The organism is Roseibium litorale, assembly GCF_014842915.1.
GTDB classification, from domain to species: domain Bacteria; phylum Pseudomonadota; class Alphaproteobacteria; order Rhizobiales; family Stappiaceae; genus Roseibium; species Roseibium litorale.
Genome location: NZ_JACYXI010000006.1, coordinates 118,425 through 132,609, shown reverse-complemented (window position 1 = coordinate 132,609; position 14,185 = coordinate 118,425). Strand labels below are relative to the sequence as shown.

Annotated in this window: 17 protein-coding genes; 7 read left to right on the top strand and 10 right to left on the bottom strand. The window is 62.3% G+C overall.

All coding sequences use genetic code 11. The annotated features are described in order from the left end of the window. Positions 1 to 89 precede the first annotated feature (89 nt). The 3 genes from IG616_RS11080 to IG616_RS11070 all read left to right on the top strand — a co-directional run bounded on the left by IG616_RS11080 (position 90) and on the right by IG616_RS11070 (position 1,565). Complete coding sequence (locus tag IG616_RS11080) at positions 90 to 752, top strand: L,D-transpeptidase (RefSeq protein WP_192148218.1); 663 nt, start codon at positions 90 to 92, stop codon at positions 750 to 752. Between the two features lie 152 nt (positions 753 to 904). Next, on the top strand, positions 905 to 1,099 hold the full coding sequence (locus IG616_RS11075) for a hypothetical protein (protein ID WP_192148217.1): 195 nt from the start codon (positions 905 to 907) through the stop codon (positions 1,097 to 1,099). A 19-nt stretch (positions 1,100 to 1,118) separates the two neighbouring features. Further along, on the top strand, positions 1,119 to 1,565 hold the full coding sequence (locus tag IG616_RS11070; protein ID WP_192148216.1) for a type II toxin-antitoxin system HicB family antitoxin: 447 nt from the start codon (positions 1,119 to 1,121) through the stop codon (positions 1,563 to 1,565). Between the two features lie 190 nt (positions 1,566 to 1,755). Here IG616_RS11070 and IG616_RS11065 read toward each other — a convergent pair whose 3' ends face one another. Beyond that, positions 1,756 to 2,565, bottom strand: coding sequence for a lytic murein transglycosylase (locus tag IG616_RS11065; protein ID WP_192148215.1), 810 nt, complete (start codon positions 2,563 to 2,565; stop codon positions 1,756 to 1,758). A 224-nt stretch (positions 2,566 to 2,789) separates the two neighbouring features. On the opposite strand from IG616_RS11065, the gene IG616_RS11060 reads away from it, so the two are divergent. Next, positions 2,790 to 3,785 carry a hypothetical protein gene (locus IG616_RS11060; protein ID WP_192148214.1) on the top strand — a complete coding sequence of 332 codons (996 nt, stop codon included), beginning with the start codon at positions 2,790 to 2,792 and terminating at the stop codon, positions 3,783 to 3,785. Between the two features lie 63 nt (positions 3,786 to 3,848). On the opposite strand, the gene queF is transcribed toward IG616_RS11060, so the two are convergent. The 4 genes from queF to queC are packed head-to-tail and all read right to left on the bottom strand — an operon-like array spanning position 3,849 to position 6,120. Further along, positions 3,849 to 4,316, bottom strand: coding sequence for a preQ(1) synthase (gene queF / locus IG616_RS11055; protein WP_192148213.1), 468 nt, complete (start codon positions 4,314 to 4,316; stop codon positions 3,849 to 3,851). A gap of 1 nt (position 4,317) precedes the next feature. Next, complete coding sequence (gene queE, locus IG616_RS11050; RefSeq protein ID WP_192148212.1) at positions 4,318 to 5,085, bottom strand: 7-carboxy-7-deazaguanine synthase QueE; 768 nt, start codon at positions 5,083 to 5,085, stop codon at positions 4,318 to 4,320. Then, complete coding sequence (gene queD, locus IG616_RS11045; RefSeq protein ID WP_192148211.1) at positions 5,082 to 5,438, bottom strand: 6-carboxytetrahydropterin synthase QueD; 357 nt, start codon at positions 5,436 to 5,438, stop codon at positions 5,082 to 5,084. The genes queE and queD overlap by 4 nt, the downstream gene beginning before the upstream one ends. Beyond that, positions 5,431 to 6,120, bottom strand: a complete 690-nt coding sequence (queC, locus tag IG616_RS11040; RefSeq protein WP_192148210.1) for a 7-cyano-7-deazaguanine synthase QueC — start codon at positions 6,118 to 6,120, stop codon at positions 5,431 to 5,433. The genes queD and queC overlap by 8 nt, the downstream gene beginning before the upstream one ends. Positions 6,121 to 6,461: 341 nt before the next feature. Between queC and IG616_RS11035 the strand changes: the two genes are divergently transcribed. Further along, entirely contained in the window at positions 6,462 to 7,808 is a 1,347-nt protein-coding gene (locus IG616_RS11035) for a lipopolysaccharide biosynthesis protein (RefSeq protein ID WP_209007451.1), read from the top strand. Further along, a complete protein-coding gene (locus IG616_RS23350; RefSeq protein ID WP_192148209.1) occupies positions 7,805 to 8,956 on the top strand; it encodes a GNAT family N-acetyltransferase in 1,152 nt (383 codons plus the stop codon). The genes IG616_RS11035 and IG616_RS23350 overlap by 4 nt, the downstream gene beginning before the upstream one ends. Here the strand turns inward: IG616_RS23350 and IG616_RS11025 are convergent. After that, positions 8,946 to 10,607, bottom strand: a complete 1,662-nt coding sequence (locus IG616_RS11025; RefSeq protein ID WP_192148208.1) for an AMP-binding protein — start codon at positions 10,605 to 10,607, stop codon at positions 8,946 to 8,948. The genes IG616_RS23350 and IG616_RS11025 overlap by 11 nt on opposite strands. 112 nt (positions 10,608 to 10,719) lie before the next feature. Beyond that, positions 10,720 to 11,169 (bottom strand): YchJ family protein, encoded by a 450-nt coding sequence (locus IG616_RS11020; RefSeq protein ID WP_209007450.1) that lies wholly within the window; start codon positions 11,167 to 11,169, stop codon positions 10,720 to 10,722. 88 nt (positions 11,170 to 11,257) lie between these two features. On the opposite strand from IG616_RS11020, the gene IG616_RS11015 reads away from it, so the two are divergent. Next, positions 11,258 to 12,229 carry an endonuclease/exonuclease/phosphatase family protein gene (locus IG616_RS11015; protein WP_192148207.1) on the top strand — a complete coding sequence of 324 codons (972 nt, stop codon included), beginning with the start codon at positions 11,258 to 11,260 and terminating at the stop codon, positions 12,227 to 12,229. A 27-nt stretch (positions 12,230 to 12,256) separates the two neighbouring features. Here IG616_RS11015 and IG616_RS11010 read toward each other — a convergent pair whose 3' ends face one another. The 3 genes from IG616_RS11010 to IG616_RS11000 all read right to left on the bottom strand — a co-directional run bounded on the left by IG616_RS11010 (position 12,257) and on the right by IG616_RS11000 (position 14,184). After that, positions 12,257 to 12,589 carry a c-type cytochrome gene (locus tag IG616_RS11010; protein WP_246476200.1) on the bottom strand — a complete coding sequence of 111 codons (333 nt, stop codon included), beginning with the start codon at positions 12,587 to 12,589 and terminating at the stop codon, positions 12,257 to 12,259. Positions 12,590 to 12,661: 72 nt separating this feature from the next. Continuing rightward, positions 12,662 to 13,330 carry an aspartate/glutamate racemase family protein gene (locus IG616_RS11005; RefSeq protein WP_192148206.1) on the bottom strand — a complete coding sequence of 223 codons (669 nt, stop codon included), beginning with the start codon at positions 13,328 to 13,330 and terminating at the stop codon, positions 12,662 to 12,664. Positions 13,331 to 13,344: 14 nt separating this feature from the next. Continuing rightward, a complete protein-coding gene (locus IG616_RS11000; RefSeq protein ID WP_192148205.1) occupies positions 13,345 to 14,184 on the bottom strand; it encodes an ABC transporter permease in 840 nt (279 codons plus the stop codon). Position 14,185 lies beyond the last annotated feature (1 nt).

The window sequence follows — 14,185 nt, the reverse complement described above, 5'->3', positions numbered from 1 at the left end:
TAAATATGGTGGGGTTGCGGGGGCTTTGCGCCTTTGATGGAACAGTCCGATACGGCTTCAAGACGGGCCGAAGCAAGGTTTACGCGAAAATGGTTCTGAAACTCAGCCGCCGCAGTTTTGCCGCCGGCCTTCCCCTGCTTCTGGCGGCCTGCCAGACCAAGATGGCCTCGCCGATCCAGGCCGGGCTCTCTGTTCTGTCCGACGGCACGCCCGATTATGCGACCGCTTATGCCGCCACCGAAGACAGCGGCTTCAAGGTTCCGGCGATCCAGTACCAGAAATTCGATCCGAAGTTCCTGCGCCAGCCGGTGTTTTATCCGACCAGCCAGCCGGTGGGCACCATTGTCGTCGACCCGCAGAACAAGTTTCTCTATCTGATCCGTCCGGGTGGCCGCGCCATCCGCTATGGCATCGGTGTCGGGCGGGCCGGCTTTGCCTGGAACGGCGAGGCGGTCATCGGCTTCAAGCGCGAATGGCCGAAGTGGTTTCCGCCGAAGGAAATGATCGAACGCGACACGAAGCTGGCCAAATACAAGGATGGCCAGGACGGCGGCCCGACCAACCCGATCGGCGCCCGTGGCCTCTATCTGTGGCAGAACGGCAAGGACACGCTCTACCGCATTCACGGCACCAACCACCCCGAAAGCATCGGCACAAACGCCTCCAGCGGCTGCATCCGCATGTGGCAGCAGGACATCATCGACCTTTACGGCCGTGTCGAACTTGGCGCCAAGGTGGTGGTGCTGGGCTAAAGGGCTTTGCGGCCCCAGGAGTGCTTTGGTTTCTATTGCGGATAGGGCATTTTTGCCCTACCCTTCATCTTGAAGAGGTTGCTGCTGCAAGTGGTATCCATGAGGCGGACGTCTTGAGGGTAGAACGCGGTTCTACCGGTCTAGGATCATGAATGCCAACTCGAATGCAGTTTTTTCGCGACCTCCGCAAGGAGGCTGCTCTTCTTGGGCGCGATGTTCTCGTGGACACCAGGAAGGGCAAAGGCAGCCATTACAGAGTGACCGTTGGCAGCAGGACGACAACCGTGCCTGAAAAGATCACGCCGTTGATGGCCAAAATCATCCGCAAACAGCTCGGTCTCGATTGAGCTGGCGATGGGAAGGACCATGAGCACCACCTTTCATGCAGAATTGATCCCGGATCCCGATGGCGGGTTCGTCGTGACCTTTCCCGACGTGCCCGAGGCTGTCACAGGCGGGGAGACCCGCGCGGAAGCGCTGGACATGGCGGCAGACGCTCTCGCGGTTGCCCTGCTCGGACGTCTGGAGGATGGGGCAGAGCTGCCAGTAAGCGTTGCCCGAGGCGCGCAGCTGGTTCCGGTTTCGGTGCGGGCACGCTTTGCGGCCAAGATCGCCTTGATCGAAGCCTTCCGCGCGGCCTGCGCAGCTGACGGCGCGATGAACCAGAGCGAACTTGCCCGCAGGCTGGACATTGATCAAAAAGAGGTCCGGCGCCGTCTGGACCCGAACCACAAGACCAAGCTTCCCGCCCTTGAGGAAACCTTGAAGGCCCTTGGCAAGCGCCTCGTCATTCAGATTGAGGACGCTGCCTGAGACGTGTCGTGGAAAAGGAGGCGTTTTCCGCCTGAGGTTGATGACAAAGGGAGCCTCCTTCTTGTTCGTCATGGTCGGGCTTGACCCGACCATCTGCAAGCCATTGACTTGTGCAGGTCCTCGGCTCAAGGCCGAGGATGACGGTGAAGAAGTGGCAGCTTTGTCAGCAGTTTGAGGCGTTTTCCGCCTCTTATTTGCCGCCGATCTTCTCTGCCATCACCGAGATGGTCTGAACATAGACGCTGGCCTTGTTCCACTGTTTCAGCACCTCGTAATTCGCGGTGCCCGGCCCCCAGCCCTGACCGGCGCGCCAGCCTTTCTGGGCCAGATAATTGGCGGTTGAGGCCAGAACGTCGGGAACGGAGCGGATCAGGTCCCGGCGGCCGTCCCGGTCATAATCGACGGCATATTTGACATAGGACGAGGACAGGAACTGGGTCTGGCCGATTTCGCCTGCCCAGGCGCCGCGCAGCTCCTCCGGCTTCATGTCCCGCCGCTGGACGATGGTCAGGGCGGCGACCAGCTCGTTGGTGAAGAATGCCGAGCGGCGGCAGTCATGGGAGAGGGTGGCCAGCGACTGGATCACCGGCATGTTGCCCGAATAGCCGCCGTAATTGGTCTCCAGTCCCCAGATGGCCAGCAGGATTGGCGCCGGAACGCCGTATTGCTTCTCGATCTTGCCGAGGATGCGGGCATGGATCTGGCCCATCTGCTGGCCGCGGCGGATCATGGCGCCGTTGACGCGTTTTTTATAAAACTGCTCGAAGCTGAGCTTGAAGGAATGCTGGCCCCGGTCCAGCTTGATCACCTTCGGGCTGTAGCTGACGTTCCGCAGCGCGGCCTCAACCACCTGGGGCTTTAGCCCGTGTGAAGGGGCCTCGGCAATGAAGCTCTGCTTCCAGGCGTCAAAGCCGGCAGAGGAATTGCTGCATTTGGCAGCCCAGCCCGGGGCGCTCATCAGGGCAAGGGAACCGGCAAACGCAATCAGGAATCGGCGCATCGAACTCTCTCCGGAAAATCGGTTGGCCGGACAATAGCAGGAGATGCAGACGCAAGGGAATCGGGGCTTCGCACAATCCTCCGGGAAGAGGGGTGAGGCTGGCTCTCAAGCGGAGACCGACGGGAAATGCACCGGCGTGATGTGCGGCACAGTTCTCCCGCGTGAAGCTTGCCAATCTGCAACCGGTCATGGCGGCGCGTCCGCGGATTTGCTTGGAGACCGGTATGTATGATTTTGACTTTTCGAAAGCCATCGGGCTCATGGTGCGCACCGCGCCCTATGTTGTCTTCAGGGCGGCGACGTATTTCGCGATCGCCGTTGCCTATGTGCTGGTGACCGGCACGGGCGCTGGGATCGGCTACGGCATCGGCGGATTTTCCGGCCCGGACGATCAGCTCGGCTATGCCTTCTGGGGCGGCGCGATTGGCTTCGGGCTGACGGCTGGCGTGCTTTATTTCCTGCGGGAATACATTCTCTACAACGTCAAGGCAGGCCACATCGCGGTCATGGTCGAGATGATCGACGGCCGGCCGCTGCCGGAAGGAAAAGGCCAGATCACTTACGGCGCGTCCGCTGTGAAAGAGCGGTTCGTGGAGGCTGGCGTCCTGTTCGGCATTGATCAGCTTATCAAGGGCGTCATTCACGCGATCACGGGCCTGATGGAATTCGTGCTCGACCTGATCCCCATTCCGGGACTGGACAATATCGCGAAGATCCTGCGCGCCTTTCTCAATGTGGCCGTCGGGTTTGTCGATGAGGTGATCCTCGCCCATGCCATCCGCACAAGGTCTGACAATCCCTGGGGCGCGGCGCGTGAAGCGCTGGTGCTCTATGGCCAGAACCACAGGCGGATGATGAAGAACGCGGCTTTTGTCGCCCTCTTCGTCTACGGTTTCGCCTTCCTGGTGTTTCTGGTGATGCTCGCGCCTGCCGCAGCGGTGGCCTATCTCATTCCGGGCGGCTGGAGCGCAGGCGGCGTTGTCTTTGCGCTGCTCTTTGCCTGGGCGGTCAAGGCTGCGGTGCTTGAGCCTCTGGCGATTGCCTGCATGCTGCAGGCCTTCTTCAAGGTCACGGACGGTCAGGCTCTGGACCCGGCATGGGACGAGCGTCTTGAAAGCCTCTCGGACAAATTCACCGATCTGAAGGAGAAGGCGATGGCCTACGTGCCCTCTTCGCGCCCCTTCCGGGCTTCTTCTGGCGCTGCCGCCAATGAGGCGTGATCGCGCGCGTTTACGCACTTGAGACAATGGCCGGGCGCATGTCCCGGCCGCATATTCTTGTAATTATCCCCGGCCGCGGTAGGGGGGGACGCCCTGGTCGGGGATCCAGACGCCTTCGGGGGCTGGGCCGGTCTGGTAGAAGACGTCGATCGGAATGCCGCCGCGCGGATACCAGTAACCGCCAATCCGGAGCCACTGCGGGTTCAGGAGATCGACCAGGCGCTTGCCGATGGAGACCGTGCAGTCCTCATGGAAGGCGCCATGGTTGCGGAAGGAGCCGAGGAACAGCTTCAGCGATTTGCTTTCGACCAGAAAGCTGTCCGGCACATAGTCGATCACCAGATGGGCGAAATCCGGCGCGCCGGTGATCGGGCAAAGGGAGGTGAATTCCGGCGCGACGAAGCGGACCATATAGCCGGTGCCTGCCTGAGGGTTCGGCACCTTTTCCAGGACGGCTTCTTCCGGCGTCTGCGGCAGGGCCGTGCTGGTGCCGAGCTGGGTCAGGTTTTCGTAGATGCTCTTGTCAGACATGTCAGACTCCGCGCAGGTTGCCCCAGATCAGGGTGTGAAGTTGCGGCAGGACGGTCGCGGAAAACCAGCGGTCCGCGCCCACCTTGTCGATCAGCCACCGCATGCGGGTCATGATGCCGTCCATATCGATCAGGGCATCGTTCTCGCTTGGCGGCGGCGGGGTGTGATTGCCCGGCTGGAGATAGACTTCCAGATCGCTGTAACGATCCGCGATGAAGCGGGCGTAGGCATAGTCTTCATCGTTGAAGACCACGAATTTCAGCACGCTCCGGGCGTTGATGCCGGCAGCGGCAATGCAGGCGTCCAGGGCCTCAAGATCCGTTTCCATGCCGCTGGAGGGTGGCTTGGGGCTCAGGGTCAGGATATCGAGATCCGCGAACCAGTCCTTGGCGATGCTGCCCTGGGTTTCCAGGGCAAAGCGGTAGCCCATCTGCCGTCCGAGGGCGATCAGGCCGCCAAGGGGCTGGATGGCCGGATTGCCGCCGGACAGGGAAATCGTGATCGGCTGGCCGCCGGACAGGATTTCCACCTGCATCATGATGGCCTCGGGGGTCATCGGCGTCCAGTCGTGCCGGTAGGCACTGTCGACCGCATGCAGGGTGTCGCACCAGATGCAGCGGTAGTCGCAGCCGCCGGTGCGCACGAAGACCGTCGGCTTGCCGATCAGGGCGCCTTCTCCCTGGATCGTCGGACCGAAGATCTCGCTGATGCGGATTGTGCAGGCATCAAGGGTCACCGGATGCATTGCGGGCAGGACGAGCGCTGTCATGGCCGGTACTCCGCGCAGGTCTTCGGTGTTTCCTTGACGCGGACGGCAGACACCTCCGGCCAGCGCGCCTTGCACCAGGTGTAGAAATGCCGGGCCATGCGCTCGGCGGTGACGCAGTCGTCACCGAGCACGTCATTCAGATGCCGGTGGTCAAGCTGATCGTCCACATAGGCCTTGAAGGGGGCAAGCTCGCGGTAGTCCCGGACAAAACCGGTGCTGTCCAGCGTTTCGGACTGTAGCTCCACCTCGACCACATAATTGTGGCCGTGAAGGCGCGCGCAGGGGTGATCCTCCGCCAGACCATGAAGCTGGTGCGAGGCGGAGAAGTGAAACTCCTTGAAGATCCTAAACATGGCAGGCGGTCTTCCAGAATTCCGGGTCCTTATAGACCGTCGGGTCTTCAGCTCCGGCCAGATGGAAGGCTTCGCGCCGTTCCACGCAGGTGCCGCAGCGGCCGCAATGGTGCTCGCCGCCCTTGTAGCAGGACCATGTACCGGTCACATCGACGCCAAGGCGCACGGCTTCGGCGGCAATGTCACCCTTGGTCTTGTGAACGAAGGGCGTGTAGAGCCGGATCTCTCCCATGCCTTCCAAGGCGTGGCGTTGCATGGTGTCGAAGGCGTCGACAAAGCCCGGGCGGCAGTCCGGATAGATGAAGTGATCGCCGCCATGGACTGCCGCGGCGACAGCCTCGGCCCCCTTGGAGGAGGCAACGCCAAAGGCAATGGCCAGCATGATCGCGTTGCGGTTCGGCACCACGGTGATGCGCATGCTCTCTTCGGCATAATGGCCGTCGGGCACATCCACATTTCCGGTGAGCGCGGATCCGGACAGCAGGCGGCCGACATTGGAAATGTCGATCAGCGTGTGTTCGGTGTTGAGTGCGTCGGCACAGGCCTTGGCATAAGCCAGTTCCTTCTTGTGCCGCTGGCCATAGTCGAAGGAGACCAGACCGATGAGCTCGTTTTCCTGCGCGACCTTATGCGCAAGCGTGACGGAATCCAGTCCGCCCGAGCAGATGACGAGTGTTTTCAAGTTTTTGACCCTTGTTTTCGCTAGAACCGGGTAGGCTGCGACCGGTTTCTGCCCGAAGGCAGGTGCGGCGCTTCTAGCAAGATTGGCCAAAAAGGGAAGGAAAAATCGCTCTGGAGCCCATCATTTGCCTGCAGGTGGTGATGCGGGTGCCGGTGAACCTTCCTCAGTGCTAAGGGGTTTGACGGCGTTTCCAGCCCGGCGGACACGCTTGCGTGTTTTCACGCATTGGCCACAACTTCTTAAGTCCCTCATGTCATAAATGCCGGTGTTTGGATTTCGGGGATCTTGGATTGCGCCTCTCAGCGGCATCATGGACACAGCGTCTGCAAAGCAGGCAGGCCTTGCAGCAGCTCTTCGAACTGGCAGGGCTGAAGCGTGGTTCGGCGGGCGGTGCCAGCCGGATGGCTCTTGCCACCTTCGCCATCCGTGTTGGCGGGGCAGCGCTTGCCTATCTGTCCCAGATCATCCTCGCCCGGCTGATGGGCGCCCATGAATACGGGATCTATTCCCTGGCCTGGACCTGGGTCATCGTTCTGGGGATCGCGGCCTGTGCCGGCTTTTCCTCATCGCCCAACCGGTTCATTCCGGAGTATCGCAAGGCGGAGGATTTTGGCCGTCTGCGCGGGTTTCTGACGTCCAGCCGGCTGATTGCACTGGCAACCGGCACAGCGATCGCCCTTCTCGGCATTGGGCTGATCCAGCTTCTGGATGGCTATATCCAGAGCTATTACATCCTGCCTGCCTCGCTTGTGCTTCTGGCCTTGCCGGTCTTTGCGCTGGGCGGCGTCCAGGATGGCATTGCCCGCAGCTATGACTGGCCGTCACTCGCCATGCTGCCGACCTATATCTGGCGGCCACTCTTGATGCTGGCGCTGATCGTGGCGCTAATCCTGACCGGAGAGCCTGCTTCGGCGGCAACGGCAGCCGCAGGCGCCGTCGTCGCGACCGTGCTGGTCGCGATCTGGCAGATGTGGCGCCTGAATACCCGTTTGTCCCGGTCGGTGCCGAAGGTGCCGCGTCAGGGTGACCTTCCGGTTTGGCTGTCGGTTTCCTTGCCGATGCTTCTGGTCGAAGGCTTCATGCAGCTGGTGACCAGCGCGGATGTGATCATGGTCAGCTTCTGGCATGCGCCTGATGATGTGGCTGTGTATTTCGCGGCTTCCAAGACACTGGCGCTGGTGCATTTCGTCTATTTTGCGGTGCGGGCGGCGTCAGCCCACCGGTTTTCGAGCTTCATTCATGCGCAGGACATGGCCGGGTTGAAAGACTATGTGCGCCGGACGACCCGCTGGACATTCTGGCCGTCCGTGGCAGCAGGAGGTCTTCTGCTCCTGGCTGCCCCTCTGCTGCTGTCGCTGTTCGGCAAGGATTTTGCGGACGGCTACCCGGTTCTCGCAATCCTGACGATCGGTGTTCTCATCCGGGCATCTGTTGGCCCTGCGGATGCTCTTTTGACCATGACGGGACATCAAAAGAGCTGTGCCGCCATCTATGCAGCGGCCTTCATGAGCAATGTGGCGCTGAACTGTGTCTTCATTCCGCTTTTCGGACTTCCCGGGGCCGCCCTTGCCACCGCGCTGGCTGTGGTCGTCGAAGCAGGAAGCCTCGCCCTTGCTGCCCGGCGCAAACTGGGCCTGTCGATCTTCATTTTCACGTCCGCGCCCGCAACCGGGAGCGGGAACCGGTGACCGGGGAACAGGCGCAGGGCACACGGAACCACCTTGAGGATCCTCTTGCGGTCCTCGAAACCTGGGTCTGCGATCCGTGCCTTCCAGGCGGTGATCTCGGTCACTGGCGGGAGCTTGCGGACAGGTCTCTGGACCCCAATCCCTTCTTCGGGCCGGACTTCCTGATGCCGTTTCTGGAGGACACGGGCCGCAAGGGCGTTCGGCTTGCGGTGATCCGTGACAGCCAGACCGGCCGCTGGCTGATGGCGGCCCCCGTTGGCCGCCGCGAACTGGGCTTTGTGCTCAAGGCTGCCTCGCTCTGGGCCACGGAATACGGCCCGCTTGGCGTGCCCCTGATTGCCCCGGAGGCGCCAGCTGAAACCTGCGGTCTTTTTACCGGTCACGTTGCCCGCCTGACCGGTTTGCCTCTGGTCGCGTTTCCCTATCTGCCTTTGAACAGCCTGTCAGCCGGGCGTATCATGGAAGGTGTACCGGGTGTCCGGATCGCCCATGAAGCGGTTCGCGCGTCCCATGACGGGGGCGAGCTTGGCGCGGCGCAATTCGCCGGTGCCTATACGGTCCGGCGCCGGAAGGAATTCGCCCGCCTGATCCGGCGGCTTGAGGACAAGGGACGTCTTGAATTCCGCAGCCTTTCGGGAGCGGAGGCTCTTCCTGTGTTCGAGCAGTTTCTTCAGCTTGAAGCCTCTGGATGGAAAGGCGCGCGGGGCTCCGCACTGCTGAGCCATCCGGAAACGGCTCGCTTTGCCCGTACAATGATTGCCTCGCGGGCTGAACGCGGCGGTGTCCGGATCGATGGGGTGTTCCTGGCCGGGGAGCCGATCGCGATGCTGGTCCTGCTCATAGAAGGCGGGCGGGCGTTTTCCTGGAAGATCGCCTATGACGAGGCCTATGCCCGCTATTCGCCCGGAGCGCAGGCAACGCTGTTTGCCCTGGAACGCAGTCTGGCAGACCCGTCGATCACGGGCGGTGACTCCCTGGCTGTGCCCGGCCACAAGATGATCGAGCCGCTTTGGCGCGGACGGATGAGCTATGGCACGCTGCTTTGCGCGGTTGGTCCCGCAGGCACCCTGATGTGCGGGCTTGGCAGGCTGGACCTTGCCGCCGAGCAGGGCCTGCGCCGGGTGGCCCGGAAGCTGCTCAGGCGTTAGCTGGCGTGACAGCGCTGCCGTCTGCGGCTTCTGCCGCAGCCTTGTCCCGCAGGATCCGGCGGATCACCTTGCCGGTCGTCGTCAGGGGGAGATCCGGAACGAACTCGATTTCGCGCGGATATTCATGGGCTGACAGACGCTCGCGGACATGGACCCGGATGGAGGCTTCCAGCTCGGCGGTTGCCGTCTGGCCGGGCTTCAGCACCACATAGGCCTTGACGATTTCCGTGCGCAGCTTGTCCGGTTTGCCGATGGCCGCCGAGAGCGCCACGGCCGGATGGGTCAGCAGGCAGTCCTCGATCTCGCCGGGACCGATGCGATAGCTTGCCGAGGTGATGACATCATCGTCCCGGCCGACGAAATGGATATAGCCGTCCTCGTCCTGCGTGCCCTGGTCGCCGGTGATCAGCCAGTCGCCGATGAATTTCTCGACCGTCGCGTCCGGCTTGTTCCAATAGTGCAGGAACATCACAGGATCCGGGCGGCGGATGGCGATCTGACCGAGAGAACCGGGCGCAAGCTCATTGCCTTCCGCGTCGATGATGGCCACGTCATGGCCCGGAACGGCCATGCCGGCGGAGCCGGACCGGCTGACCCCTGCGCTGTGGCAGGAGCCGAGCACGGCATTGCATTCGGTCTGACCGTAGAATTCATTGACCGGGAAGCCGAACTCGGCCTCGAACCAGTCATAGGTTTCCCGTCCGAGCATTTCGCCTGCGGACCCGACGCTGCGCAGCTTCAGGTCAAAGCGCGAGGAGGGATTGTCCACCGCCCGTAGCATCTTCAGCGCGGTTGGAGGAATGAAGGCATTGCGCACGCCCTCATCGGCCATCAGCCTGAAGGCCCGCTCCGGATCGAACTTGCGCGGGGCGAAGGAAATCACCGGCACGCCGAAATGCAGGGCCGGGAACAGGGCGTTCAGAAGACCGCCCGCCCAGGCCCAGTCGGACGGCGTCCAAAGCAGATCACCGGGCTGAGGCATGAAGTCCTGGGACATCTGGATGCCCGGCAGATGGCCCGGAAGAACGCGGTGCCCGTGGAGCACGCCCTTGGGCTGTCCCGTGGTGCCCGAGGTGTAGATCATCAGAGCCGGATCGTCCGGGCTGGTCGCAAGCGTCTCGAAACGGTCCGAAGCCTTCCCCAGCAAGGCGTCAAAACCGAGGGCAAGATCGCTGGAACCGGAAACGCTGATGATCGTTTCAAGCGAGGGGATTTTGTCCCGCAGCGCATCGACTTTTTCAAGGCCTGCGGCATCGGTGACGAGATATTTCGCACCCGAATCGGTCAGCCGGTAGGTCAGGGCCTCCGGGCCGAACAGGGCAGCGAGGGGGACGGCGACTGCGCCAGTCTTGTAGGCGGCAAGATGGGTAATAGCCGTTGCCGGACCCTGGGGGAGCAGGATGGCAACCCGGTCGCCTTGCTTCAGGCCGAGGCCCGTCAGCGCATTGGCCAGCCTGCTGGAGGCACGCGAGAGCTCCAGATGGCTCCAGTCCTGATGGCTGCCGTCTTCTTCCACATGGCGGATCGCGAGAGACTGCGGCCGTTCCTGCGCCCAACGGTCGGAAACGCTGGCGGCGATGTTGTAGACTGACGGGATCTGCCAGGTGAACTGATTGCGAAGCACTGCGATGGAGCTGGCTGGCTGGAGCATGGAAAGGTCCGTTGCCGAAAAATGAGCTAGACACCCTATCCAGAGCGGTGCTGCAGTGCAATAGAAAGCGCGCGCCACGGTGAATGCGCGGCTTTCCGTTGCCGGTCACCGGTTATTTCTCTTCCAGAGCCTCGACGTAGTACCAGCGTCCGGCTTTCTTGCGGAAGCGGCTCAGTTCCCGGTGGGTGGTGAGTTTTGCCCCTGAGAGATACCTGGCTTCAAACAGCACCGTGCCATCCCGGTCTGCCGTCTGGCCGCCGGACGTGCTGAGCACCTTTAAACCGGTCCAGCGGCTTTCAGAGGCCCAAGCGGCGGTTGCGGCTTCGTCAAAACCCGGCTGATATTTCGGCCAGAGCGTGTCCTTCAGATAGCTGATCTTCTGGCAGACATAGGCGCTGTAGCGTGAGCGCATCAGCGCCTCGGCTGTCGGTGCAACTGTCTCGCCGGACAGATAGGGACCGCAGCAAGTTCCGATGGGCTCGCCCGATCCGCACGGGCAGGGGGCGTGTGAGGCGTGTGCGGCATCCATGGTCATTCGCGGTGTCTTCGTGTTCAGGTTCAACACCGCTTTTCCTATCACCGGGTTGCCGCCGGGGCTATGCTTGCCTTCAGGCGTTCGGGCAAGGTTCTGTGGAGGTGGATAGCCGGTCATGCGTCTTGCGACTTTTAATCTGGAGTCCTTTGGAGATGACCGGTTTCAGCCGGAACGGCTCGCGCCCCGGCTTGCGGCTCTGCGGCCGAGGTTGAACGAACTGAGGGCGGATGTGCTCTGCCTGCAGGAGGTGAACGGGCAAAAGCCGCCACGCGAAACTATCCGGACCTTCGCGGCTTTGGAACACTTGCTGGAGGGAACGCCCTATGGCGGGTATCACCGGGCCTTCTGCTCAAAGCCGGGGCAAAGGGCGCCGGGGGACCGGCACAATCTTCTGGTCTTGTCCCGGTATCCGGTCATGGAAGTGCAGTGCCTGCATCATGCGCGGGTTTCTCCCCCGCTCTGGCAACCGGCGGCGGGCGCTGAAGGGGGAGACGTGCCGGAGCCAGTGCTGTTCGACCGGCCAATCCTCAAGGTGCGCCTTGATGTTGGGGGAGCGAGGCCGCTTCATGTCTTCACAGTGCATTTGCGCGCGCCCATCGCCGTGCCTTTGCCCGGCGCGAAATTGAGTGCAGGGAGCTGGAAAACTTCAGAGGCCTGGGCCGAAGGCTATTTCATTGCCTCGATGAAACGGACCGCCCAGGCGCTGGACTTGCGACTGGCGGTGGATGCCCTGCTGGATCAGGATCCGGATGTACTGATCGCCGTTTCAGGCGATTTCAACGCCACCGGTGACGCAAGTGCTCTGCGGCTTTTGAGAGCGGAGACGGAAGACACGGGCAATCCGGCTCTCGCCGGGCGGCAACTTGTCCAGCTGGACGCCATGCTGCCGCCTGCTGAGCGCCAGACAGTGCTGCACAATGGGCGCGGACAGGCTCTGGACCATATTCTTGCAAGTCAGGCGCTGAGACAGCGCTTCCGGACCATTCAGGTGTTCAACCGGGATCTTCCGGACGAAGTCATTCAATCGGGAACGGCTGCGGCGGACGGATCGTTTCATGCGGCGGTTTGCGCCGAGTTCGATCTTTGACCGGAGGGGTGCTCAGGGTTCCGCACTCTATGGCTTGAGAGTGGAGATGTAGCGCGTGATGTCGCCGATTTCCGTATTGCTGAGCGGCATTCCGGGCATTTTCGGATGTGGATCGGCCAGAAAGGCGATCAGCTGGTCCTCTGTCAGGCCGGGCGCCTGAGCGATTTTGTAGAAGCTGGGGGCCTGGGCATCGCTCGCCTGAGCCTGATCGTTGGAGACCAGATGGCAGGCGGAGCACCATGTCAGGGACAAGGCCTTGCCCGATTGGGCGTCAGCGGCGGCGGCTGTGCCGGACAAGGGAGCGGCAATCATCCCTGCGGCAAGGCCGAGAAAAAGGGCAGGCGAAAATACATGTTTCAATGCGATCTCTCCCCCTGGAAATGGCATCGGCCGGTTGCAGGCGGTCATGCTCTGCCTGTCAGACTAAGCCAATCAGGCGCGCCGTGCCACCGCTTCCGCCAGTTTCACCGAGGAGGCGACGCCATCGATCACCGGGATCTGGAATTTGGCCGAAAGGCCGGAGGCCAGGTCCGCCATGCCGGCGCAGCCAAGGGCGATGGCGCCGATCTGATCTGCCGCAAGAGCCGCTTCAATTTCCCGCTCGACCCGCAGCCGTGCATCGCTGCCGGGGATCTCAAGGTCCAGAACAGGCACATTGGCGGCACGGACCCTGGCGCAGCGTCCGGATAGGCCGGTGCGGGCAATATTGTCCTCTAAGACCGGCACGGAAATGGGTAGCGTTGTCACCACGGAGAATTTTTCGGCGGCAATCGAGGCGACGTGATAGGCGACCTCGCCGATACCCAGCACCGGAACGCGTTTGCGGGCCCTGAGCTCCCAAAGTCCGGTGTCATCAAAGCAGGCGATCACCACTGCCGTGATGCTCGGATCAGCATCGAGCGACGCATCGAACAGCGCGAAGAGGCCCGGAAGGGCGGCTTCCCCGTCCTCCGGCCCCTGAATGGCGGCGGGGCCCGTCGACGGGTTGATGGCCGTGATTCTTGTGCCAGGGCTTGCAACGGCACGGGCTGCCTCCCCTACTTTTACGGTCATGGAGGCCGTGCTGTTGGGATTGATGAAAAGGATATGGGTGTTTTGCATGGGGTGTCCGGGACTCAAACCAGCCCCTGTCCGGCATCGGAACCGAGCCGCGAACGGCGCCGGTTGAGGGTCACGACCACGGCGAGGAACAGACCTATGATCAGGAAGGAAAACCCGGTCGTCAGCGTGCCGAGGGCGAAGATCACCGGTGTCGTGACATTGGTGGTCATGCCGTAGATTTCGAGCGGCAGTGTGTTGTAGCTGCCTGCGGTGAGCAGGGTCCGCGCGAATTCGTCATAGGAGAGGGTGAAGCCGAAAAGCGCCACGCCGAGCAGCATCGGCGCAATGATCGGCAGGATCACGTGCCGGATCGTCTGCCAGGCGGTTGCGCCCTGATCGCGGGCGGCTTCCTCGTAGGATTTGTCGAAGCGGTTGAAGACGGCGAACATGATCAGCAGGCCGAAAGGCAGCGTCCAGGTGAGCTGGGAGCCGAAGCCGGACGTCGCCCAATGCACCGGCAGGCCGGACTGGGAGAAGATCAGCCCGACGCCGAGCGAAATCAGGATCGACGGGATCACCAGCGAGGTGACGATCAGATAGAAGATCACGCCGGAGCCGGGGAAGCGCTTGCGGAAGGCAAGGCCGCCCATGACGGAGACCACGACAGTCGTCGCCATGACCATAAGGCCGAGAAGGAGCGAGCGGCTGAAGCTGCCCCAGATGTCGCCGACGGCCTGTTGTTCGAAGAGATCTTGGAACCAGTGCAGCGAGACGCCGCGCATGGGGAAGGTCAGGCCGCCTTGCGGGCCCTGGAAGCTCAGGATCGCGATGGTGATCGTCGGTCCATAGAGAAACACCAGGAACAGGGCGAAGAAACAGGCGAGGACGTAGAAGGACCGGCTGCGCTTGTCCATG